The sequence below is a fragment of the Nannocystis sp. RBIL2 genome, from assembly GCF_026626745.1.
Classification (GTDB): Bacteria; Myxococcota_A; Polyangia; order Nannocystales; family Nannocystaceae; genus Nannocystis.
Map to the genome: position 1 here is coordinate 4,850,617 of NZ_JAPNJW010000001.1, position 22,647 is coordinate 4,873,263.

Below are 22,647 nucleotides of genomic sequence, written 5' to 3' on the forward strand. Positions count from 1 at the left end.
GCGCAGCCTGTGCCGGCGCCCTCGCAGGGTCGGGGCCCGACGGCATGATGGGAGGTGATCGGCAGCACCCTCGAAGCGCGCCATATCTGGCGCGACCGCATGATCCGCAAACATCACGGTGAGGAGACCGCGCCGACCCTCGAGATTCAGTCGACCGAGCATCCGGCGTTCGAGTCGCCGGCCCACGGCGACGTGCCGCGGCCGGGCGCGGTGAAGTTCGCCCGCGGCACGCTCATCGACCGCTACGTCCTGCTCGAGCACGTCGGCGCCGGCGCGATGGGCGTCGTCTACGGCGCCTACGACCCCGAGCTCGATCGCAAGATCGCCCTCAAGTTCCTCAAGTCGCACGCGCGCGACCACAAGGCCCGCGCGCGGCTGATCCGCGAGGCCCAGGCGCTGGCCAAGTTGGCCCACCCCAACGTCGTCACCGTCTACGACGTCGGCACCTTCGACGAGGAGGTGTTCGTGGCCATGGAGTACGTCCACGGCGTCACCTTGCGGCAATGGTTGAACTCGCGCCGGCGCGGCTGGCGAGACATCGTCGCCGTCTTTACCGCCATCGGCCGCGGCCTGGCCGCCGCCCACAACGCCGGCCTCGTCCACCGCGACCTCAAGCCCGAGAACATCATGATCGGCGTCGACGAGCGCGTGCGCGTGATGGACTTCGGCCTCGCGCGCGCCGCCACCGGCGAGCCCCGCGAGAGCTTCGCCCCGCCCCCGTGCGATCAGCCGATCGAGCTGACCCGCACCGGCACCCTGCTGGGCACGCCGGCCTACATGGCCCCGGAGCAGTGGGAGGGCCTCGAGGCCGACGCGCGCACCGATCAATTCGCGTTCTGCGTCGCCATGTGGGAGGCGCTCTACGGCTCGCGGCCGTTCTGCGGCGAGACCCCCTCGGCGCTGCTGCAGGCGATCACCCGCGGCCACATCACCCCGCCGCGCGACGCTCGCCGCGCCCCGCCGTGGCTGCGGCGCCTGCTCGAGCGCGGCCTCGCGGTCAACCCTGGCGCGCGCTGGCCGTCGATGACCGCATTGCTCGCCGAGCTGACGCGCGACCACCAGGCCCCGCGGCGGCGCCTCGGCGTGCTGTTCATCGGCATCCTCGCGCTCGTCGCCGCCGCTCTCGCCGCGCGCCGGATCGACGAGCGGCGAGCGGAGGCGGAGGCGGCGAGGATCGAGAGCGAGGAGCGCGCCGCGCGGGCCGACGACGAGCGCGAGGCCGCCAGCTCCGAAGCGCGCAACCGCGAGGTCTGGCGCCTCTCGACCGTCGGCGCCCACGAGCGCGACGCCCTCAAGCTGGCCCTCGAGGCGCTCGCGCCGTTCGCCCCGAGCTTCGAGGAGGCGCCGCAGGTCGTCATCGACGCCCTCACGGGGGCCATGCAGGCCATGCTGCCGGTGGCCACGATCCCGACGCAGGAGCAGTCGCCGCGGGCCGTCGAGGTGTCCGACGACGGCAAGTTGCTCGCCGTCCAGTTCGCCAGCGACGTCGAGCTGTGGTCGACCGATCCGGTGCGTCGGGTCGCCACGGTCGCGACCGGCGCGGTCAACCACGCGTTCGTGCGGATCAGCCCCGGCAACCGCTACATCGTCGTCCGCGACGACGACAGCTGCACCATCTATTCGATCGACGGCGGCGCGCGCAACGTCCAGGTGCCCCGCTGTCACGACCTCGTGTTCGCCCCGGACGACTCGCGGTTCTTCGCCCTGAAGGCCCACACCGCGTCGATCGATCACCAAACCTTCACCTTGCTGTTCGACGCCGTCGGCGCCTACCGCAGCGAGGACGGCCGGCTGATTTGGTCGACCCCGCTGACGGCCCGCGGCGCCGCGCTCGCGCTCTACCCCGACGGCAAGCTGCTCGTGCTCGCCACCGACGCCCTCGCGCCGACCTTCCTCTCCGCCGACACCGGCGTCGCCGAGCGCCCGATCGTGTGGCGCGACTTGCCGGCGTGGAACGAGTCGTGGGCCAGCCGGCGCGACCCCGCCTCGCTGGCCGTGTCGCCCGACGGCCGCTACATCGCCCTCGCCCACCCTTCGGCGGCGGAGGGGGCGCTGGTGTTCGACCGACGCCGCCAGCGCGTCGAGCGGCTGCCTCACCTCGCGCGCACCGTCCTGTTCTCCTCCGACGGCCGGCGCCTCTTGACCGCCAACAACCCCGATGAGGACACCATGGTGTTCCACGCCGCCGCCGACCTCGCCGCCGGCGGCTGGGAGCAGGCCCACCGGATCGTCGGCAAGCTTCACGACGCCACCAGCGACGACGAGCTCTTGCTCGTCGGCACCGACTTGCAGCTGTCGGAGACCCCGAACCTGCGCCAGAGCACGCCGCCGATCTCGAGCGTCCACGGCGAGCATCTGTCGACCTCGCGCGGCGGCACTCGCTTCGCCATCATCTCGTCGGGCGTCACCTTGTGGGAGTCGGCCGACCCGCTCGAGGTGGGGCGCTGGACGCCCCCGCTCGGCCAGCGGATCGTGCGGTTCGACGAGCGCGAGGTCTCGACGCGCGACGCCGACGGCGTCGTCCGCCTGCACGATCGGCGCGGCGAGCGGCCGCCGCTCGTGCTCGCCGAGCCCGACGCTCCGCTCGAGAGCTCGTCCGTTTGGAGCGTCGACGGCGGGATCTGGCGCGAGCCGGCGGGCCAAGCTCGTCGCGGCCTCATCCGCTTCTACGACGAATGGGGCCACAAGCTCTACTCGCGGGCCTACCCGCCCGGGGGCGGGCGTCAGACCGTCGCCCTCGCGACCCGGGCGGCCCGGATCGCCGCCGCCAACCTCGACGGCAGCGTCGACGTCATCGAGCCGCCCGAGCCGACTCCGCTGTGCAAGATCCCCGGCGACGGCACCCGCGTGCAGGAGGTGCGGATCTCCAGCGAGGGCACCTACGTCGGCGTGCTGTTCGAATCCGGCGCGCTGGCGATCTGGTCGACCCCCGAGTGCAAGAAGGAGCTGCGCGCCTTCCCGTTCGCCATGCCCGATCAGGTCCCGAACAGCCTCATCAGCTTCCTCGGCAGCGAGCTGTTCATCGTCCGCGACGACAATCGCACCAGCGTGTTCGACCCCGAGACCGGCCTCGAACGTTGCATCGCCATCGACACTTGCCTGGGTCGGGAGCGGCGCAAGGGCTTCTCGTACATCTCGAGCGACGGCCGCTTCCTCCTGACCTCTTGCCGCTCGCGCGACAACCTCAAGGAGGTCCGGCTGTGGGAGGTCGACTCGGGGAACAAGCTGTCCGACATCGACTTCTCGGCCTACAGCGGCGTCGCCTACAACCCGATGCTGCGCCCGCCGGGGCTCGAGGACGCGCCCCTGCTGGAGTTCGCGCACTCCGGCGAATTCCTGGTCGCGCGCACGCAGAAGGGCCAGCTGGCGATCCTGAGCGTACCGGCGCTCGAGGAGCAGCAGCTCCTCCACACCCGCTCGCCCGCCGACGACTTTCGCCTGAGCAACGACGACCGCTTCATCGACGTCCTCGACGCCGAGAGCGGGGCCATCCACACCTATCCGGTCACGCGCGCCGGCCTCGTCGACGCCGCCTGCCACGCCCTCGCGCGCACGGACATCGCGCAGCGGGTCACTCCCGTGTGCAGGCGGATCTCCGGCGCCTTCCTCCGTTGACGCGGGGGACCGGGCGGGACGGCCGCCGATTGCATGCACGCCTGGGCTCGCCGTCCGCCGCCAATGTGCAGACCCGCGAATGCTACCAGCACGAGCCTGCTTTGCGCCACGGCGCCGCGCACGGCGGTGCTCGACGGCGGTAATACGGGCGTAACGATCTGCGATTCGCTAACGTGACGCTCAAATGAAAATGCGTCCCTCTTCGAACTCCTCGCGTCCCTCGCGTCCGCGCCGGCTCCTCGCCCTCGGCGCCCTCGCCCTCCCGCTCGCGGCCTGCGACATCGCCGAAACCGACGACTCGCTGCCCACCTGGGAGGAGTTCCGCGAGGCCGCCACCCGCCACGTCGACGGCCAGCCGCGCTACGTCGTCGACGGCGACCTCCCCGTCACCCTCGACCAGCTCGCGGACGCCTACGCCGACCTCGTCGCCGCGCGCGAGGGCACCGCCCCGCGCAGCATCGTCAACCTGCACGACGGCGCGTTCGACCGCTGGCAAGCCGGCCGGGAGCACGAGCTCACCTACTGCGTGTCGGACGAGTTCGGCGCGAAAAAGGACCGGGTCGTGCGCGAGATGGCCGAGGCCACGCGGTCGTGGGAGCAGGCGGCGCACGTCGACTTCCGCTACCGGCCCGCGGCCGACGCCGACTGTCGGCCCGGCTCGGTCGCCCTGTTCGCGGTGCAGCCGTGGAGCACCGGCGGCGCGATGGCCTTCTTCCCCGCCATGCCCGAGTCGACGCGGATCCTCTACATCGACTACGTCGACTTCGACGAGAACCCCGACTGGAAGGCCGCGACCCCGAACATCACCACCGTCGGCGTCCTGCGCCACGAGCTCGGGCACGTCCTCGGCCTGCGCCACGAGCACACCCGGCTGCCGTCCAGCGTCTGCTTCGAGGACGACGCGTGGGCCGAGCTCGGCGAGTACGATCATCGCTCGGTCATGCATTATCAGTGGTGCACCGGCGGCGTCTCCACCACCGATTACACCCTGACGATCGCCGACCAGGAGGGCGCGCGCACCCTCTACGGCCCGCCCGCGGTGGTGCGGCACCAGCCGAAGGTCGCCGTCGACTTCGACCACGACGGCCGCAGCGACCTCGCCCTGACCGGCGCATCGGCCTGGAGGGCGTTGCCCGTGGCGTTCGCGGCCGGCCGCAGCTTCGAGGAGACGGATTTCACCGACCCCAACCTCGCCGCCGCCGCCGCCGGGGAGGGCGTCCAGATCGCCACCGGCGACTTCGACGGCGACGGCCGCACCGACGTCGTCCTGTCCGGCGCGCGCGACTGGAAGTCGCTGGTCCTCGCCCGCTCCCGCGGCGAGGTCGGCTTCGCGGTGTCCACCCCCGTCCTGGCCCAGTGGCATGAATGGGCCGCCCGCGACAACGCGCACCTGCTCACTGGCGACTTCGACGGTGACGGCCGCACCGACCTCGCCCTGCTCGGCGCCGAATCGGCGGACAGCGTCGCCATCGCCCTGTCGCGCGGCGACGGCAGCTTCGAGCTCGCCGAGCACGCCGGCGACGACTTCCCCGCCGCGGCCGCGGCCCCCGGCGTCCGCACGATCGCCGGCGACTTCGACGGCGACGGCACCACCGACCTCGCCCTCGTCGGCGACCGCCGTGAGCCCGCGATCCCCGTCGCCCTGTCGAACGGCGACGGCTCGTTCACCGTGGTCCGACAGCCCGCGCGCAGCTTCGCCGCCGCCGCTTCCGCCGCCGACGCAGTCGTCCTCGCCGGCGACTTCGACGGCGACGGCACCACCGACCTCGCAGTCACCGGCTCGGCCGGCTGGAAGACCCTCCCCGTGGCGCTCTCGGCCGGCGACGGCTCGTTCACCTTCGTCGACTCCGACACCGCCGAGCTCGGCGACTGGGCCGAGGACGCCGGCACGCGCGTCCTGCCCGGCGACTTCGACGGCGACGGCAAGACCGACCTCGCGCTGGTCGGCCGTACGGGCAGCGTCCCGCTGGCACTGTCCCGCGGCGACGGCACCTTCGCGCTCGCCCAGCCCATTGCCACCACCTTCGGCGCGCGCCTCAAGGTCGGCGCCCGCGCCGTCGCCGGCGACTTCGACGGCGACGGCCGCAGCGACCTCGCCATGACCGGTCCCGGCGACTGGAGCACGATCCCCACCGCCTATTCCAACGGCGACGGCTCGTTCACCCTCGTCGACAAGGCCGCCGGCGACTTCGCCACCTTCGCCGGCCACGAAGGCGCGCACCTGCTCGAATGATCGCATTCATTTGCCGGCGAATCGGGCGCCTCGGCCCAGATTCGCCGGCACGAGCGGCCACGCATTCATTCGTCGTCGATGACGATCTGCGCGAGCCGCCACAGCCGATCGATGGCAGTATCCATCGGCGCCTCACCCGACTGCGGATAGCGGCCGATCGCCCAGCTCCCCGCGGTTCGGGAGGCCAGGAAGAGCAGCCCCCACCGCCCAGGTCCGCTCCCCGTCTCGAAGTAGTATCCGTGCGGCTCCGCGCGGTCCGCAAGATCGCCCGAAGCGCAGGGTCGTGACGAACGCGCCCCCGCAGCTCGGCGACGACTCGTTCGTGGTCCGGATCCGCCGCGAATTAGCGCGATGACCAGCGCCAGAGTCCTGCGAACAACCTGCGCATCCCGTTCTCTTCAAGGTCGAGCGGCGAAGTACGAAGCCGATACCCCGCTCATTCTTGCCCCGCAAACGGCCGTCGTTCGCAGCGTAGACGCACTCGCCTCCGCCAGCAACAAGTGACACACGTCGCTGTTTCGCGCGGCCTCGCCGTCCAACGAGCGACCGCAGCTCGATGCGAGCCGTCTCGCCCTCACCGGCTCTGAATCCGCACCATCTCAATCGAGCGGCCGCAGCTCGATGCGCGCAGGGCCGAGGCGGACCTGCCGGGTCCCCGGGCGGCGTTCGACCAGCGACGCCGCGTCGGCCACCCCGAGTCGACCGAGCTGCGTGCGCGCGCGGTGGATGCAGATGTTCAGGTGGTTGTCGTCCATCCGCAGCATCTTGAGCAGCTCGTCGGCAGTGAGCCAGCCTTGCTCGGCAGCCGGCAGCCCGGCGCGCTCGTCAGTGAGGCGCCGGCGCGCCAGCAGCAGCAGCACGTAGTGATGCGCGCGGCGCTGTAGGTCCAGGCGGCGGTCGCCGCAGCAGGCCACCAGCTCGACGCGCTCCTCGTCGCGGCTGAACGCGAAGCACAGCCGCAGGTTGGCCACGCACAGCCCGCCGTCGCTCTCTTGCCACGTACCGGCGCAGAACTTCGGCAGGTATATGCGCCAGAGCCCGTCGCGGAGCGCCAGCACCGCCCGGTCGTCGATCGGCGCGACCTCGGCGCCGCGCTCGCAGATCCACGAGCCTTGTGGATCCTGATAAATCGAGCACTCCGGCTCCTGCAGATCCGGCAACGCCATATAGCCGCCCTCGCCGACTCGCCATTGTGCCGCCGGCAATCGGTGCGCCATCAGCTGCGGCCCGGCCGCGTCCTCCAGGTTGAAGACCGCCGATTCGCGCCCGAAGCGGATCTCCGCCCCCTGGCGCAGCACCAGGCGCTCTCCCGCCGCCAGCCGCGCCCCGTCGACGCAGGTCCCGTTGCGGCTGCCGAGGTCATGCAATTCCCAGTGGTCGCCGTCCCACTGGATCTCCGCGTGGCGCCCGGATACGTCCCGAGCGCCCAGCACAAGGTCACATGATTTTGAACGCCCTACCAAACAGCGGTCAGGTAGAATGAGGCGCTCTTCGGAACTATGCGCGCGCAGAACAGCCATCGGACCATCACCGATCTTAGCCCGGATCTTTCCATGCACCACTGCCAGCCTGAAGCGCTCGGCCGGTCGCCGCAATTCCGGCGCGGGCGCTCCGCCCGCCCGCTTGAACTGTTTATTCGCTGAAAACACCGTCCCCTTGCGACCGCCCCGCGCGAATAACTCGCAGTCCCGACGCGTCGTGGGCGGCGCATGCTCGCCGGTCCCGGCCCCGATTCGCAGGTCCCTCGCGTCCCCTTGCTGCTCACTCCATTCATCGCGTTCGGGCGGCAGTTCCGCGAGGTGGCGAGCAACTCGACGGCCTTCCTCGGAAGCCTGCTCGGGTCGACCTTGCTGAGCGGCGGAGTCGCCGCTCTCGTGATGTTCGCCCCCACCTTCGAGGTCGCTGCCGGGGACGACCTCGAGCTCACCCTCGACTTCATCCCCGGCGAGCTCGTACGCCTGGGCCCGCAGCGGGACCCCGAGCAGCTCCCGGACAAGCGCGTCGTCCCACCCGCCCGCGCCCCCGACGATGCGGCCTCGCATCCGCCGATCACGAGCGAGCAGGTCACCCCTCCGACCCCGCCCAAGCCGCCCGGCGAAGCCCCCGCCGCCCCGCCCGCCAAGCCGCTCGACGGCCCGCCGAGCGACCGCCCGCCCGCCACGCCCCACCCCGAGCCGCCCACCGCCGACGAGCTCCCCGGCGACCCGTTCGGCTCGGCCGATGGCTGGTCCGAGCTCCACAAGGCCAGCGACCCGTGGGCCACCGAAGTCATGCGCGCGCTCGACGACATGCGCGTCGGCACCTTCGCCGCCGAGGCCCAGGATGTCGCTCTTTATAAATTTCGCCTCGAGGTCTGCCCTGACGGCGCCCTGTCGGCGCAGCTCAAACAGAGCACCGGCGACCCGGTCCTCGACGCCCGGATCAAGAACGCCATCGACGCCCTCCAGGTCGACCTCCCCGCCCACGTGCTCGCGCTGCTGGCCGGCAAGTGCCAGAAGATCAAGTACGAGTTCACCTGGCGCGGCAAGGGCACCGGCCGTGGTACTGTGCAATAAAGCCGGCCGTACATCCCATCGCACAGGAGTCACGAGATGGACTCGGGTCAAGCCAAGCGGACGATCGACCAGATCAACAGCTACCTTCAGAAACAACTATGGTTCGACTTCGAGGTGTTGCAATATCAACCGGGGCGACTCGTCGTCGCTGGCAGCATCGACACGACCGTGCACCACAACGTCGAGATTTGGTTCAAAGGCATCGCCTTCGTCTCGCTGCCGATGGAATGGAAGACGGACACTTCGAGCCCTCCGCTCTCGCTCCTCGCGGGCGAAGCCGCGGTCCGGATCAACATGCGATTTCAGGTCGAACAAGGCCACCACATCTTTCGCTTCTCCCCCGAAGATTACCCGGCTGAATTCGGTTGTCTGATCGGAGCGCGCGAGCTCGGGTTCGAGATCGTGTCCTAGGCGACGCCCTGCACATCTACAGGCAGAAATTCACCGTGAGCCGAAGACCACGAGGTGCCGCGCCCGGTCGGCCGCCGTGCCATGCACGGAAGCGTTGAGCTCTGGGCAACCCCCTGCGGGCCTGGGACAACCGACAAAACGTCCGCCGCTGGACCTACGACGTCCTGACCCGCCCGACGCACGCCTATCTCAAGCACGCGGCCGACCCCGAGGTGCTGCAGCAGCGCATCGTCTACGGCGAGAGTCTCGGCGTCAGCGCCGACGTCACCAACCACCTCGGCCAGGTCTACCGCGTCTACGACAGCGCCGGCGTCCTCACAACGACTACCGCCTCCTCGCCCCCGACCTCGTCACCGACCCCAACGGCAACCGCCAGGCCGTCGCCTTCGACGCCCTCGGCATGGTGATCAAGACGGCCGTGATGGGCAAGGTCAGCGGCAGCGACGGCGACACCCTGACCGACCCGACCATGGAGATCGAGTACGACCTCACGGTCATCCCGGCGGTGGTCCACACGATCGTCCGCGAGAACCACGGCGCCGGCAACCTGGCCTTCCAGCACAGCTACGCCTACTCCGGCGGCCTCGGTCAGGTCGTCCTGCAGAAGGTGCAAGCCGAGCCCGGCCTCGCGCCCAAGCGCAACGGCAACGGCGACCTCGAGTTCGACGGCGGCGAGCTCGTCTTCGAGGACACCACCCCGAACCCGCGCTGGGTCGGCAACGGCCGCGTCATCGTCGACAACAAGGGCAACCCCGTCAAGCAGTACGAGCCCTTCTTCGACTCGAGCCCTGCGTACACCGACGAACAGGAGCTCGTCGAATGGGGCGTCACCCCGTTCATCCACTACGACCCGCTCGGTCGCATGATCCGCACCGATCTGCCCGATGGGACTTTCCTCAAAGTGTCCTTCACGCCGTGGCAGCAGGTCACCCACGACGCCAACGACAACGTCCTCGCCAGCGACTGGTACGCCGAGCGCGACGCCCTCGTCGGCGGCACGCCGCACAACGACGGCGAGAAGTACGCCGCCCTCCACGCCGAGCCCCACGACAGCACACCGACCACCACGCTGCTCGACAACCTCGGTCGCCCCTTCCTCGTCATCGCCGACAACGGCCTCGACGAGAACGACGTCCCGCAGAAGTTCGAGACCCGCACCAAGCTCGACATCGAGGGCAACACCCTCGAGGTCAAGGACGCCCGCAACAACGTCGCCGAGACGAACACCTTCGCCCCCGGCGGTCTCCAGCTCAAGACCCACAGCGTCGACGCCGGCACCCGTCTCGCCCTGCCCAACGTTCTGGGCAACCCCCTGCGCGCCTGGGACAACCGGCAAAACGTCCGCCGCTGGACCTACGACGTCCTGAACCGCCCGACGCACGCCTATCTCAAGCACGCGGCCGACCCCGAGGTTCTACAGCAGCGCATCGTCTACGGCGAGAGCCTCGGAGTCAGCGCCGACGACACCAACCACCTCGGCCAGGTCTACCGCGTCTACGACAGCGCCGGCGTCCTCACCAGCCTCGCCTACGACTTCAAGGGCAACCTCCTCGCCACCGAGCGCGGCCTCGCCGAAGCCTACAAGACCACGCCCGACTGGATCGACCTCGCCACCGAGACCGATCCCGCCCTCATCCACGCCGCCGCCGCGCCCCTGCTCGAGGGCGAGACCTTCACGACGTCCTGGACCTACGACGCCCTGAGCCGCGTCCGCACCCAGACCACGCCCGACGCCAGCGTCACCACCCAGACCTTCGGCCTCGGCGGCATGCTGCAGTCCGTCGCAGTCAACGTGCGCGGCGCCCTCACGGCCACGGACATCGTCACCAACATCGACTACAACGCCCGCGGCCAGCGCCTCCTCATCGAGTACGGCAACGGCTCGACCACCGATTACGAGTACGACCCGAACAACTTCCGCGTCACTCGCATTCACACCGAGCGCCCGCCCACCTACGCCGGCCTGCGCACGGTCCAGGACCTGCGCTACCACTACGATCCCTCGGGCAACATCGCCCAGATCCGCGACCAGGCTCAGCAGGGTGTCTTCTTCGACAACGCCTACGTCGATCCGACCCAGAAGTTCCGCTACGACCCGACCTACCGCCTCATCGAGGCCACCGGCCGCGAGCACGACGCTCTCGCCAAGCCCACTCCCGCGGGCTTCACGCCGATCGCGCACCCGCAGGACACCCAGGCCCAACGCCTCTACAAGCAGCTCTACACCTACGACTCGGTCGGCAACATCCGAGAGATGGCCCACAGGGTCATCGTCGGCAACGTCGAGCAGGTGGCGTGGCGCCGGGGATACCTCTACGCTACCGCGGGCAACCGCCTCCAGTACACCAACGTCCCCGGCGACGACGTCGACGATCCCCAGTCCTACACGGGCTTCTACGACTACGACGAACACGGCAACATGATCACCATCGCCCAGATCCCCGGGGGCCTCACCTGGGACGACGACGATCGACTGCAAAGCACCAGTCACGTCGGCGGGGGCACCGTGTACTACGTCTACGACGGCGCCGGCCAGCGGGTCCGCAAGGTCACCGTCAACCTGTCCGGCACCACCAGCAAGCAGCGCCTCTACTTCGGCGGCTGGGAGACCTACCGCGAACACAAGAACATCAACACGACGAACGACCTCGACCTCGAGCGCGAGACCCTCCACGTCCACGACGACCACGGCCGCGTCTGCCTCATCGAGACCAAGACCGTCGACGCCGGCGCGCCCGTCGTCACCCCGGCGAACATCGCCCGCTACCAGTACTCCAACCACCTCGGCACCGCGAACCTCGAGCTCGACGACGTCGCCGAGGTCATTTCCTACGAGGAGTTCCACCCCTACGGCACCAGCAGCTACCGCGCCGCCAACAGCGCCATCGAAGTGAGCGCCAAGCGCTACCGCTACACCGGCCAGGAGCGCGACGAAGAGACCGGTCTCGCGTACCACGGTGCGCGCTACTATGCGCCCTGGCTAGCGAGATGGACGGCCGCCGACCCCATCGGCCTCGGCGACGGGGTGAACCGGTACTGGTACACCCATGATAATCCTGCAACGCTGAAGGACCCTAGCAGGTTGCTGAAAAAGTCCCGGCCGGCCCAAATCGGCATGTCCATTCGGACAGAACATGGCCGAATTCGGCCGCGCAGGGCACTTCTCGATGATGAGTGGGGCGGCTTCGCGGGCTCCGTCGCCATTTTTCAGCGACCTGCTAGCGGTACTGCGCCACCAGATCCCGAGCAAGAGGTACCAAAAGGGCTTGTCGACCGAGGCGAGCCAAATCAGGTTCGCTTGACAGGGACGACAGCGGCCCCTGGACTTGGCCTTCAAGTGAGCTTTGGTAGGCCGAGTCGCGCCAGGTCGAGCGACAAGTCTGGGGCCGAGGTTGGAGCTCCAGCGTTCGGAGCGATGCGGGGACCGAAGTTCCTCTGGCGAGCGCTTCCCATGCGGGATGCGGGATGGCGTACCGGGGGGCTCACTACAGTTCGTCCACTTACGGCGCCCCTGTCGCCAAAGACAATGACATTCGAGCACATGCGATGGTATAAAGCAGAGAAATCGCCCATCCTGCATGGGCATGGGACGAATAGAATTTCGCTCGCCGGAACCCCTGCGAACGCGCAGTCTCTGGTCGATGTAGGACGCGCTCCAGCAGGGGTGGTTCGCGTCAATGTGCCGCACGCCGAGGCGCTAGGCGTTGAGTTCCGAGGCCCAGAAAAAATCCATGCAGACCTCTCGACGGTCCGGGCCGATTACCAAGCGCAGGTCGACGCGGCGCCGTCGAAGACCAAGGCAGATCGTCCGCTCCGCACTATGGCGGCAGCAGACAAGGCGCTGGAGTACGCCGATAAATGGAAGGAGACGCATGCGATCGAGCACGTTCCGCCGAAAGCGCTGTCCGAAGTCCGAAGCCTCCGCGCGGAGCGCTCAGGCGAGGCGGCCAGGCATGTAGCCCGTGGTCTCGGCCCGCCCCTTCTCGCATTTGGGGCCTACTCATCCGTAATGAGAATTGCCTCTGCTCCGACCGAGCAGCGCGGCGACGTAATCATGGAGGAGTCGAGCGCGTGGGTGGGTGGCCTTGCCGGTGCCGAAGTCGGGGCGCAACTCGGAGCTGCGGGGGGCCCTTGGGGGTGCTTGCGGGTGGCCTGATCGGTGGTTTCATCGGCGCTGTAACCGGTGGGCACATGGCCGCCTCGCTACTACAACCGCGACCACAAAACCCAGAGGCGCAAGTGATCGCAGATCAACCCCGTCTCCTTTTCAGGGCCCCGGCATGACCGGTGCCCTGGGCGGGATTCGACGCGCCGAAGGCGAGCAGCGAGCTGTTGCCGCGGATCCGGAGGATGAGTCTTAGTAGGCTCGGGCCTCCGTTGCGGACCACGTGTATCCGTCGGCGACGGCGGCGAGCATGGTTCGCCCCTCTCTGTCGACCATCCTCAAAAAACGGAGTTCGTTTCGCTCTTCGGGGGTCAAGTCATCGCTCGGAACGTCCGCGAGGAAAGCCTCGGGGATCTCACGTTCGACAAGGATCTCACCCACTGGTCCGAGTGGAAATCGGATCTCGGCTCGAAAGCACAGCGGTAGCCGAATATTAACGATCTCACCCAACATGCTAACCTCGAAGGACGATGGGTCGAAAACGGCGATGGTCAATGAACCGTCTTCGTAAGCACTTACGTCCACGATTTGATAGCGCGTCCAAGCGAACTCGGTAACGAGATGGTCAAGGGGCTTTGACTCCATGAGAGTTCTCCGTGAGATTGGCTGAGTGCCCCATCCTTACTAGACAAACAGGGGGCGAGGGGCGCACTTTCGACCGAGGCGTTGGTCACCGACCCGAACGGCAACCGCCAGGCCGTCGCCGCCAACGGCAACACCATGCGCCCGCTCATCCCAGGCAACCCCTTCCCGTCCTTCCCATCCGCGCTCCCGGCCTGGATCACCGCGGCCGTTTGCCTCCTGAGTTGCGGTACGTCCGAGATACCGGACGCGACCGGCGACACGGACCACCCCCCAGTTCGGGAACCACCAGCAGTTACAACAGCACCGGTGAGGGCAGCGGCGAGACCGAACCCGCGACGAGCGAAGCGACCGGAACCAGTACGACGGGGGGACTTGCAGCGACTGGGCCTCCCCGTCGACGCCGCCAACGCCCGCCTCAAAGCAGCGCCTCGCGCGACTCCACCCACCGCCCCGGAATCCCCGCCTCCCCCACGCTCATCGCCACCACCCCGCCGACCATCGCGCACGTCGTATCGCGATCCCCGAGCCCCGCCACCGTCTCCCAGAACCCCTCCTCATAACTTTTTAAATGCCGCGAAGCGCAAAGCAACGCGAACGGCACCGTATCCCACGCCAACACGCGGTACCCGCTCCCGAGCCGCTTCGCCGCCACCGCACACGGCACTCCTTGCGCGCGCAGCTCGATCGCCTGCACCAGCCCGTGCCGCGTGAGCCCCTCGGGCGTGTGCTCCACCACCGTCGCCAGCAGCCGCTCCCCGTCCGGCGCCTCGCGCATCTGCCACGCCAGCGCTGCAGCTACCGCGACCGCGATCGCCCCAGCCTGCGCGTCCGGGTTCGCGTGGGTCGGCAACGCCGAGGCCCTGGCCGCCGCGATCGCTCGCTCCAGATCATCGGCGAAGTAAGCCCCGACCGGCGCCACGCGCATCGCTGCCCCGTTGCCCATCGATCCTTCCCCGCCGAACACGGCCCCCGACACCTCGCGCCACGGCTTGCCAGACGCGATATCCGCCAGAATCTCGTGCGCCGTCCCGCCGTACCCGCGCTGCGGCTCGAGCTCGTAGCGCCGCGCGAACGCTCGCGCGAGGAAATCCGCGTCGATGTCTCCGAACCGCTCGAGCGTCGTCACGATCGACAGCGCCATCGCCGTGTCGTCGGTCCAGCTCCACGGCCCTGGCGGCTCGGCGCGCTCGGCGATCGCCCGCTCGACCACCAAGTCGCGGCCGAAGAAGCGCTCCCCGAGGGCATCTCCCACCGACAGTCCGGCGAGGGACAGGCGGGCGCGAGACATCCTTACCTCATGATCGGCGGGCAACGAGGCCATCCCCGCATCCTACGCCTCGCCGCCACCGCTGTCACCCTATCCGACGGCTTCGGGCTCCGCCCCTTCGAACAGCACCGCCACGCGATTGCGAACCTTCCCGAGCGGAGGCAGCTCCAGCGCCACGTAGTCCGTCCGCTCGATCATCAACTCCGGGTTCCTCCGCGCCTCGTGCATCGGCGGCAGCTTTTCCAGCTCCTCCGCGTCGAACTTGCGCACGCTCTTGCGCCGCTGCACGTACGTCCCGCGCTTGAAGAAGTCCGGATACTCGTTCCACTCGACCCCCTTCTCGCGCAGCATCGCCTGCATCTCGGCGCCGTTCTTGTTGTCGAGCTGCTTGTGACTATAATACGCCCGCGCCGCCATCGCTACCGAGTTCTTGACCGCATCGAACTCGCGCCACAGGAACGTATTTGCCGCCTCCTCGAGCGACGGCAAGTTCCACACCCGCGCGTCGAAGTGCGGCAGCTTCTCGCCGTACTCGCCCGGCAAGAACTCCGGCAGTCTCTTATTAAAATACGCGGTCGTCAGGCTCGCCAGCACCGACACCAATTTCGAAATACGCCCGTCGAAGATGATCTGGCTGTCGAACGTCGGCGTGTACCAGGCCAGCGTAATTTCATCGGACTGCGTGTAGCCGCATACCGCGTTGGTCTCGCGCAACAGGAATTTCACGGTCTCGATCATCAGCTGCGACAGCCGGCGATCGAACGGCCGCTCGAGCCCGTGCGTGAATTTTGAAAACGACCGACCGTCGATGCGAGCGACGATCGGCAGCAGCGGCATGCACTTCCTGCCCGCCTCTGCCATCTCGTACATCTTCATCCGGTCCCCGAGATCGTCCGTCATGTCGCCTCCTGCTCAAGAGGAGGCTCGCACGGGCGACCCAGACAGTCGAGGAGGCGGCCCCGCGCGCCTGCGCGCGGACCCGCCTCAATCCACACTTCTTTAAAACTTCAGCTCAGGCGTTGTCGCCGAAGAGCGCGCGCAGGCCGAGCAGCGACAGGAACGCGAAGCCGGCGCTCGCCGGGATCGTCAGCACCCACGCCAGCACGATGTTGCCGGCCACGCCCCAGCGGACCGCGGACAGGCGCTTGCTCGCGCCGACGCCCATGATGCACGCGCTGATGCAGTGCGTCGTCGACACCGGCACGCCCATCGCGCTGGCGGTGAGGATCGTCGCGGTGCCGGCCGTCTCGGCGGCGAAGCCCTGGAGCGGCGTGATGCGGATGATCTTCGCGCCCATCGTCTTGATGATGCGCTTGCCGCCCGCCATCGTGCCGAGGCCGATCGCCGCCGCGCACGAGAACACCACCCACGTCGGCACGCCCTTGTCGACCGGCAGCATCGACTCCGGCAGGCCGGTGTAGCCGGCGGCCATGAACGACACCAGCGCGAGGGTGATGATGCCCATCGCCTTCTGGGCGTCGTTGGAGCCGTGCGAGAACGCCATCATGCAGGCCGAGATCAGCTGCAGCCGCCGTGAGCTGCGCTGGACCGTCACCGGCTTGAACGCCCGCACGATCCACAGCAGCGCGATCATGAACAGGAACGCGATCGTGAAGCCCGCCAGCGGCGACAGCACCAGCGGGATCAGCACCTTGCCGGTCAGCGTGCCCCAGTTGAAGGCCGAGATTCCGGCGTGGGCCACCACTGCGCCGGCGAGCCCGCCGATCAGCGCGTGCGACGAGCTCGACGGGATGCCGTACCACCACGTCAGCAGGTTCCAGATGCAGGCGCCGATCAGCGCCGCCAGCACCACCACCTGGGTGACGATCATCGGCTCGGCGAAGCCGGAGGCGATCGTCTTGGCCACCGCGGTGCCCGTGATCGCGCCGATGAAGTTGAGGATGCCGGCGAGGATGACCGCGGTGCGGACCGGCAGCACGCCGGTCGAGACGACTGTGGCGATCGCGTTGGCGGCGTCGTGGAAGCCGTTGATGTAGTCGAACACCAGCGCGACCACGATCACCAGGATCAGCAGCGTCAGCATGCTAACCATGCTTCACCGCCAGGTTCTTGAGCCGCTCGGCCACCGTCTCGCACTTGTCGATCGCCTTCTCGAGGTCCTCCAGGACCTCCTTGTCGCGCAGCAATACCTTGGCGTCGATCGCCGGGTCGTGGAACAGCTGCCCGACGGCGTTGCGGAAGATCCGGTCGGCCTCTTTCTCGTGCTGCTTGATCACCCGGCCGACCGCGATCAGCTTGGCGTACTCGTGGCGCCGCAGCGCCGGCAGCTCGGCCTTGAGCAGCTCGGCCATCACCACCAGGATGTTCATCAGCTCGATCATCGGCGGCGACGGCTCGGGCACCGCGTACAGCTCGAAGGTGCGGCCGGTCAGGTTGATCAGGTCGACGATGTCGTCGATCGACGCCGCGAGCAGCTGGATGTCCTCGCGGTCGATCGGCGTCACGAACACTCGCGCCAGCTGCTCCTCGATCTCGTAGACGATCGCGTCCGCCTGGTGCTCGAGCTCCTGCACGGTCTCGCGCACCCGCTCGGCCGGCACGCCGCGCGCGAAGTCGGCGAGCGCACGGGCCGCCTGCTCGAGCAGCTCGCTCTGGCGCTCGATGAGCCCGTAAAACACATCCTCCCGCGGAAGGAGCCAACGAATGACGTCCTGCAGAGCCATGGTGCTTCTCCGCGCGCGAACCTAGCCGGCCTCTGCCGGCGAGTCCATCGCTTGCTCGCGCATTTTGCGCACCGGCGACGCGCCTGTAACACGTCCGTCACAGCGAGCGGGTAGAGGGCCGCCGCTGCTCGTGCACGGCGGCCCTGACGTCGCCGCGTGAGGTACCACCACGCGGCGATCGTCTCCGAGACCGGCAGCGCCGCGAGCGCGACGCACCGGCAGCGCGCTTGTCGGCCTCGATCGTCGCGTGTACATCCGAGGACTCCGGGCCCTGGCGATGCAGACCCTCGAGACGCGGTTCGAGGAGCTCAAGCGCTACATCGGCTTCACCGCCGAGGACGCCGAATATCTGCGGGCCGCGCACGAGCTGGCCGAGCCGCACTTCGAGCGGATCGCCCGCGAGTTCTACGAGCGGATCCGTCTGCACGAGGAGGCCCACGCGGTGTTCACCGGCGAGGCCCAGATCGCCCGCCTGCACCGCTCGCTGATCCGCTGGCTCGGGCGCCTGTTCGGCGGCGTCTACGACGAGGCCTACTACCAGGACATCGTCACGATCGGCCGCGTCCACGTCAAGGTCGGCCTGCCGCAGCGCTACATGTTCACCGCGATGGCGCGGATCCGCGGCTCGCTGGTGGCGATCGCCGAGGCCTCGCCGAGCGACGGCCCGCGCACCGTGGCCGCAGTGTCGCGGCTCCTCGACCTCGAGCTGGCGATCATGCTCGAGAGCTACCGCGACGACTTCGTCGCTCGCATCCAGCAGGTCGAGCGGCTCGAGAAGCAGGCGCTCGGGCGCTCGCTGGCGCGGACCGAGCACCGCTACATCAACGCGGTCGAGCTGGCGCGCGTGCTGATCCTCGGGCTCGACGTCGACGGCTGCGTGCGCCTGTTCAACCGCGAGGCCGAGCGCGCCACCGGCCACCAGCGCGACGAGGTGCTCGGGCGCTCGTTCGTCGCGGCGCTGCACATCGACGACCGCGGCGACGGCCTGCGCCTGCGCGAACAGTTGGCGCGCTTCGCCGAGCTCCACCGCACGAGCCCCGAGGCGCGCGCCGGCGGCGACGACGACGAGCCCCCGCTCGAGACGACCGTGCAGACCCGCAGCGGCCGCACGCGCGTGGTCCGCTGGCGCCTCACCTACGCGCCCGCGGAGGGCGACGAGGTCGCGGTGTTCGCCCTCGGCATCGACTCCACCGACGAGACTGCTTTGCTCGCCCGCACCCAGCAGCAGGAGAAGCTCGCCGCGATCGGCACCCTCGCCGCCGGCCTGGCCCACGAGATCCGCAACCCCCTCAACGGCGCGCAGCTCCACCTCACCCGCCTCGAGCGCGCGCTCCGCCGCGGCGACACCAGCCCGCGCGTGTTCGAGTCGGTGACCGTCGTCGGCGACGAGATGAAGCGCCTGGGCGCGCTCGTCACCGAGTTCCTCGAGTTCGCCCGCCCGCGTCCGCTCCGGCTCGAGTCGGTGTGCGTGCAACCACTGCTCGAGCGCGTCGCAGAGCTGGTGGCCGCGCAGGCCGGCGAGGGCCAGGTCCTCGTGCGCCTCGACGTGCCGATCGCCCCCATCGAGCTGCGGGCCGACCGCGCCAAGCTCGAGCAGGTGCTGCTCAACCTCGCCTGCAACGCGATCGAGGCGCTGGCGCCGAACGGCGGCGGCAACGTGGTCGTGCGTGCCCGTCGTCAGCCGCGCACGGTCACCCTCGAGGTCGAGGACGACGGCCCCGGCGTCGCCCCCGACACGCCGATCTTCGACGCCTTCTACTCGAGCAAGCCGCAGGGCACCGGCCTCGGCCTGTCGATCACCCATCGCATCGTCACCGACCACGGCGGCACGATCGACGTCGACAGCGCGCCCGGACGCTCGCTGTTCCGCGTGGCCCTCCCGCTCGCCCCGCTCGACAGCCCGCGGCGGCGCTGAGCCGCGTCACTGCGGCGGCTCGCCGTGCTTGGCCGACTGCGCGCAGTTGCGGACGCAGGTCCAGCGATCGCCGTCGCCGAGCTGTCGATCGGCGTGACAGGCGTCGACGCAGCCCGACAGCCGGGCGAGCGATTCGTCGGTCACCGCCGGGTCGGCGGCCCGCGCCCGTCGCTTGCACCGCCTGGCGCACCGCCGCGAATCACCGCACTCGTGCAGGCAACTGGCGGCCGCGTCGAAGGCCGCGTCGACGGCCGTCGCCGCGACCTTGAAGGCCATCTCGCAGTTGCGACGGCAGCTGGCCGTGTCGCCGGCGTCGAGCCCCTGGGCCGCGCAATCGTCATAACAGGCGGACAGCCCGCCGCGGTCGCCGCTGGCGTTGTGCTTGCTCTCCTCGAGCTTCGGCGGCGACTCCTCGTGGACGTGGATCATGTCGCAGGCGGCCAGAGCGAGCAGGACAGCGGCGGAGCGGGCGAGGATCGACATACCCATTCATGGTGAGATGTTCGTGGTTCCGCGACCACGAAACTCCTGCGCGTCGCGACGTCACCCGATCCGAGCGTCCCCGATCGATCACACGTCGCCGCAATGTCACGACCTCGCTCCGCCGCCGCGGGTCGCGTGATAAGCTGAGCGGCAAGCCCAGCGATGACATCGTCGACAGCAAGCTCATGGATCGTCGCCCTCGACCTGCGCGACCGCAGCCGCGGCGCCCTCGCGTTCGCCGGCTGGCTCGGCGCCGCCGGCGAATCGGTGGTCGGCGCCTACGTGCTCGAGGCGTGGAGTCGGCCCTACATCCGCGGCGACATCGAGGCCGACCTGCGCAGCGCGGCGGCTCGCGCGGCGCAGGCGCTCGGCTGCCGACCGCCCGAGCGGATCGTCAGCGAGGAGGCCGAGACCGCCGAGGCCGGGCTCGCACGCATGGCTTTCGGCTCGTCCGGCCTGATCGTCGGCCGCGTCGCCGCGCACCCGCGTCGCGCCCTGTCCCGCCTCGGTCCGGTCGCGCGCCGACTGCTGCGCCAGCTGCCCGCGCCGGTGGTCGTCGTCCCGCCCACGCTCGTCCGCGTCGCCGCCGGCCCGATCCTCCTCGCCACCGACCTCGGGCCCGCCAGCGACGAGGCAGTCGGGTTCGCCCGCGACCTCGCCGCTCGCCTCGGCCGCGACCTCGAGGTCGTCCACGTCGGCGAAGATTTTTACGAAGAGGACGACGAGATCCGCGACCCGGTGTGGCAGCGGGCGCGCGACGCCTACCGCGCCGAGGTCGCGCAGGACACCGAGCGCTGGGCGTCCGCGCAGGGCCTCGCGGCGGCGCCGCGACACATCCGCCACGGCGACCCGGTGCTCGAGCTCGCCGACCTCGCCGAGGCCCGCGACGCCGCCCTCGTGGTCGTCGGCTCGCGCCGCCTCGGCCTCCCAGCTCGCTTCTTCCTCAGCAGCACCGCCTCCGCCCTGGCCGGCCTCGCCGCCTGCCCCGTCGCAGTGGTCCCGCCACGCGACTGACGGCATGTGCCCGAGGACATGTTTTTAAAGGCATGCCCTCAGAAACATGGTCTCGAGGGCATGTCCGGAAGTTCACACGCAACGCATCAACCCGGCGGGTCGCGCAGCGCGTCGGCCAGCGCGCGGCCGAGGCTGGCCGCCGCGTGCGCCGGACCGCCGGCGAACACGTGGCGATCGGGTCGGACGATCGCCAGCGCTGCGCGGTGGCGGCGGAACCACGCCGTCAGCCGGCCGCTCGCGTCGACCACGTCGACGAGCCCCGGCTCGCTCGCGCCGGCGGCCGCACGCACGCGGACGAAGCGCGGGCGCAAGTTTTGTAGAAGGCCGTCTCGATCGACTGTTCGCGGGTCGACCTCGAGCCCGACGACCGCGAAGCCCGGCCCGAGGAGCTCGTCGGAGCGGCCGGCCTCGCCGCCGATCTGCGGGAACCAGGTGCCCTGGGCCCCGTTACGCGGCCTGCGACCGCCGGCGATGAAGCCGGTGCGGTGCAGCGGCGGCGGCTTGAACTCGAGATCGCCGATGAAGCGGCGGATCCGCGCGACCCGCTGCAGCGCGCGGAGCACCGCGTCGCGGGCGGCCGCCAGGCGCGGCGCGACAGTCAGAAACACCTGGCCCATGCGCGCGCTGAGGTCGATCATCGCCTGCGTGTGCGCCCGTCGCTCGACCTCGTAGGTCGCCAGCAGCTTCGGGTCGGCGGCCCCGGTCAGCACTGCAGCCAGCTTCCACGTCAGGTTGGCGACGTCGCGCAGGCCCGAGCACAGCCCCTGGCCCATGAACGGCGGCATCTGGTGGGCCGCGTCGCCGAGCAGGAACACGCGGCCGACCTGCCAGCGCTCGGCCACGTGCTTGCCGAAGCGATAGGTCACCGCGCGGGTGATGCGATAGCGGTCGGGGTCGACGAACGGGGCCACGAACCTGCGCACCGCCTCGGGCCGCTCGAGCGCTGCCGGATCTTCGCCGCGGAGGATCCTGCTCTCGATGCGGACCCCGCCGGCCGGCCCAAGGCTGACGAAGGCCGGCCGCGCCGGGTCGCACACGAAGCGGGTGTTGGCCACTCGCAGCGCCCCCGGCTCGGCGACGCCCGAGATCGCCAGCCACGGCTCGTCGCAGCGGGCGCCGTGCATCGAGACCCCGAGCAGCCGGCGGATCGTGCTGCGCGCCCCGTCGCAGCCGAGCACGTAGCGGGCGGTCAGAGTCGCGGGCCCCGTCGCCCCGCGCAGCGACAGCGTCACCGCCTCGGCGTCGGCCCGCAGCCCCGTCACCGCGCAGCCGAGGCGCAGCGACACCGTCGGGAAGCGACGCATGCCCGCGCGCAGGGTCGCCTCGAGCGTCGGCTGGTGAAAGAAGTGCAGCGGGCTGTAGCCCGAGCCGAAGTCGACGCGGCCGAACCGGATCTGCGCGAACTGTCGCCCGGCCACGCCCGTGTAGTCGACCTGGTCCGCAGTGACCATGTCCGCCAGCAGGCGGTCGACCAGGCCGATCTGCTGGTAGATCCGCAGCGCCTCGTCGTCGCAGCTGAACGCCCGCGGCTGGCCGTGCTCGCCCACCTCGCGCTCCAGCACCACGCACGACAGCCCCGCCATGCCGAGGAAGTTGGCCGCCACCGCGCCCACGGGCCCGCAACCGACGATGGCGACATCACACTCGACGGCGGGAGCTCCGGTCATGGCGCGAGGGCGCCGCATCATCCCCGAGAACCTCGCATCCGTCGAGCCCGCAG

Annotated in this window: 15 protein-coding genes; 7 read left to right on the forward strand and 8 right to left on the reverse strand. The window is 69.7% G+C overall.

Annotated features, from left to right (window positions below; translation table 11 throughout):
• Positions 1-99: 99 nt before the first annotated feature.
• Positions 100-3,615 carry a serine/threonine-protein kinase gene (locus OV090_RS19210; protein WP_267705264.1) on the forward strand — a complete coding sequence of 1,172 codons (3,516 nt, stop codon included), beginning with the start codon at positions 100-102 and terminating at the stop codon, positions 3,613-3,615.
• Positions 3,616-3,805: 190 nt separating this feature from the next.
• Entirely contained in the window at positions 3,806-5,848 is a 2,043-nt protein-coding gene (locus OV090_RS19215) for an FG-GAP-like repeat-containing protein (protein ID WP_267705265.1), read from the forward strand.
• Between the two features lie 599 nt (positions 5,849-6,447).
• On the opposite strand, the gene OV090_RS19220 is transcribed toward OV090_RS19215, so the two are convergent.
• Positions 6,448-7,368, reverse strand: a complete 921-nt coding sequence (locus OV090_RS19220; RefSeq protein ID WP_267707133.1) for an FHA domain-containing protein — start codon at positions 7,366-7,368, stop codon at positions 6,448-6,450.
• Between the two features lie 234 nt (positions 7,369-7,602).
• Between OV090_RS19220 and OV090_RS19225 the strand changes: the two genes are divergently transcribed.
• The 3 genes from OV090_RS19225 to OV090_RS19235 all read left to right on the forward strand — a co-directional run bounded on the left by OV090_RS19225 (position 7,603) and on the right by OV090_RS19235 (position 12,970).
• Entirely contained in the window at positions 7,603-8,403 is an 801-nt protein-coding gene (locus OV090_RS19225) for a hypothetical protein (protein WP_267705266.1), read from the forward strand.
• A 36-nt stretch (positions 8,404-8,439) separates the two neighbouring features.
• Positions 8,440-8,814, forward strand: coding sequence for a hypothetical protein (locus OV090_RS19230; RefSeq protein ID WP_267705267.1), 375 nt, complete (start codon positions 8,440-8,442; stop codon positions 8,812-8,814).
• A 400-nt stretch (positions 8,815-9,214) separates the two neighbouring features.
• The gene (locus tag OV090_RS19235; protein ID WP_267705268.1) at positions 9,215-12,970 is read left to right on the forward strand and encodes an RHS repeat-associated core domain-containing protein; all 3,756 of its coding nucleotides are present in this window, start codon (positions 9,215-9,217) and stop codon (positions 12,968-12,970) included.
• A 201-nt stretch (positions 12,971-13,171) separates the two neighbouring features.
• Here the strand turns inward: OV090_RS19235 and OV090_RS19240 are convergent, their stop codons facing one another.
• The 5 genes from OV090_RS19240 to OV090_RS19260 form a co-directional block, all read right to left on the reverse strand.
• Positions 13,172-13,564, reverse strand: coding sequence for a hypothetical protein (locus tag OV090_RS19240; protein WP_267705269.1), 393 nt, complete (start codon positions 13,562-13,564; stop codon positions 13,172-13,174).
• 415 nt (positions 13,565-13,979) lie between these two features.
• A complete protein-coding gene (locus OV090_RS19245; RefSeq protein WP_346660369.1) occupies positions 13,980-14,885 on the reverse strand; it encodes an ADP-ribosylglycohydrolase family protein in 906 nt (301 codons plus the stop codon).
• A 36-nt stretch (positions 14,886-14,921) separates the two neighbouring features.
• Positions 14,922-15,731 (reverse strand): tRNA(His) guanylyltransferase Thg1 family protein, encoded by an 810-nt coding sequence (locus OV090_RS19250; protein ID WP_267705271.1) that lies wholly within the window; start codon positions 15,729-15,731, stop codon positions 14,922-14,924.
• A 112-nt stretch (positions 15,732-15,843) separates the two neighbouring features.
• Positions 15,844-16,884, reverse strand: coding sequence for an inorganic phosphate transporter (locus OV090_RS19255; protein ID WP_346660370.1), 1,041 nt, complete (start codon positions 16,882-16,884; stop codon positions 15,844-15,846).
• The gene (locus tag OV090_RS19260) at positions 16,877-17,515 is read right to left on the reverse strand and encodes a DUF47 family protein (RefSeq protein ID WP_267705273.1); all 639 of its coding nucleotides are present in this window, start codon (positions 17,513-17,515) and stop codon (positions 16,877-16,879) included. Before OV090_RS19260 ends, OV090_RS19255 begins: the two co-directional genes overlap by 8 nt.
• A 247-nt stretch (positions 17,516-17,762) precedes the next feature.
• Between OV090_RS19260 and OV090_RS19265 the strand changes: the two genes are divergently transcribed.
• Positions 17,763-19,430: a protoglobin domain-containing protein gene (locus tag OV090_RS19265; RefSeq protein WP_267705275.1), complete on the forward strand. Its 1,668-nt coding sequence runs from the start codon at positions 17,763-17,765 to the stop codon at positions 19,428-19,430.
• A 6-nt stretch (positions 19,431-19,436) separates the two neighbouring features.
• Here OV090_RS19265 and OV090_RS19270 read toward each other — a convergent pair whose 3' ends face one another.
• Positions 19,437-19,913 (reverse strand): hypothetical protein, encoded by a 477-nt coding sequence (locus tag OV090_RS19270; RefSeq protein ID WP_267705278.1) that lies wholly within the window; start codon positions 19,911-19,913, stop codon positions 19,437-19,439.
• A 162-nt stretch (positions 19,914-20,075) separates the two neighbouring features.
• Here OV090_RS19270 and OV090_RS19275 point away from each other — a divergent pair, with 162 nt between their 5' ends.
• A complete protein-coding gene (locus OV090_RS19275; protein WP_267705280.1) occupies positions 20,076-20,927 on the forward strand; it encodes a universal stress protein in 852 nt (283 codons plus the stop codon).
• 86 nt (positions 20,928-21,013) lie between these two features.
• Here the strand turns inward: OV090_RS19275 and OV090_RS19280 are convergent, their stop codons facing one another.
• Positions 21,014-22,594 carry a bifunctional 3-(3-hydroxy-phenyl)propionate/3-hydroxycinnamic acid hydroxylase gene (locus OV090_RS19280; RefSeq protein WP_267705282.1) on the reverse strand — a complete coding sequence of 527 codons (1,581 nt, stop codon included), beginning with the start codon at positions 22,592-22,594 and terminating at the stop codon, positions 21,014-21,016.
• Positions 22,595-22,647 lie beyond the last annotated feature (53 nt).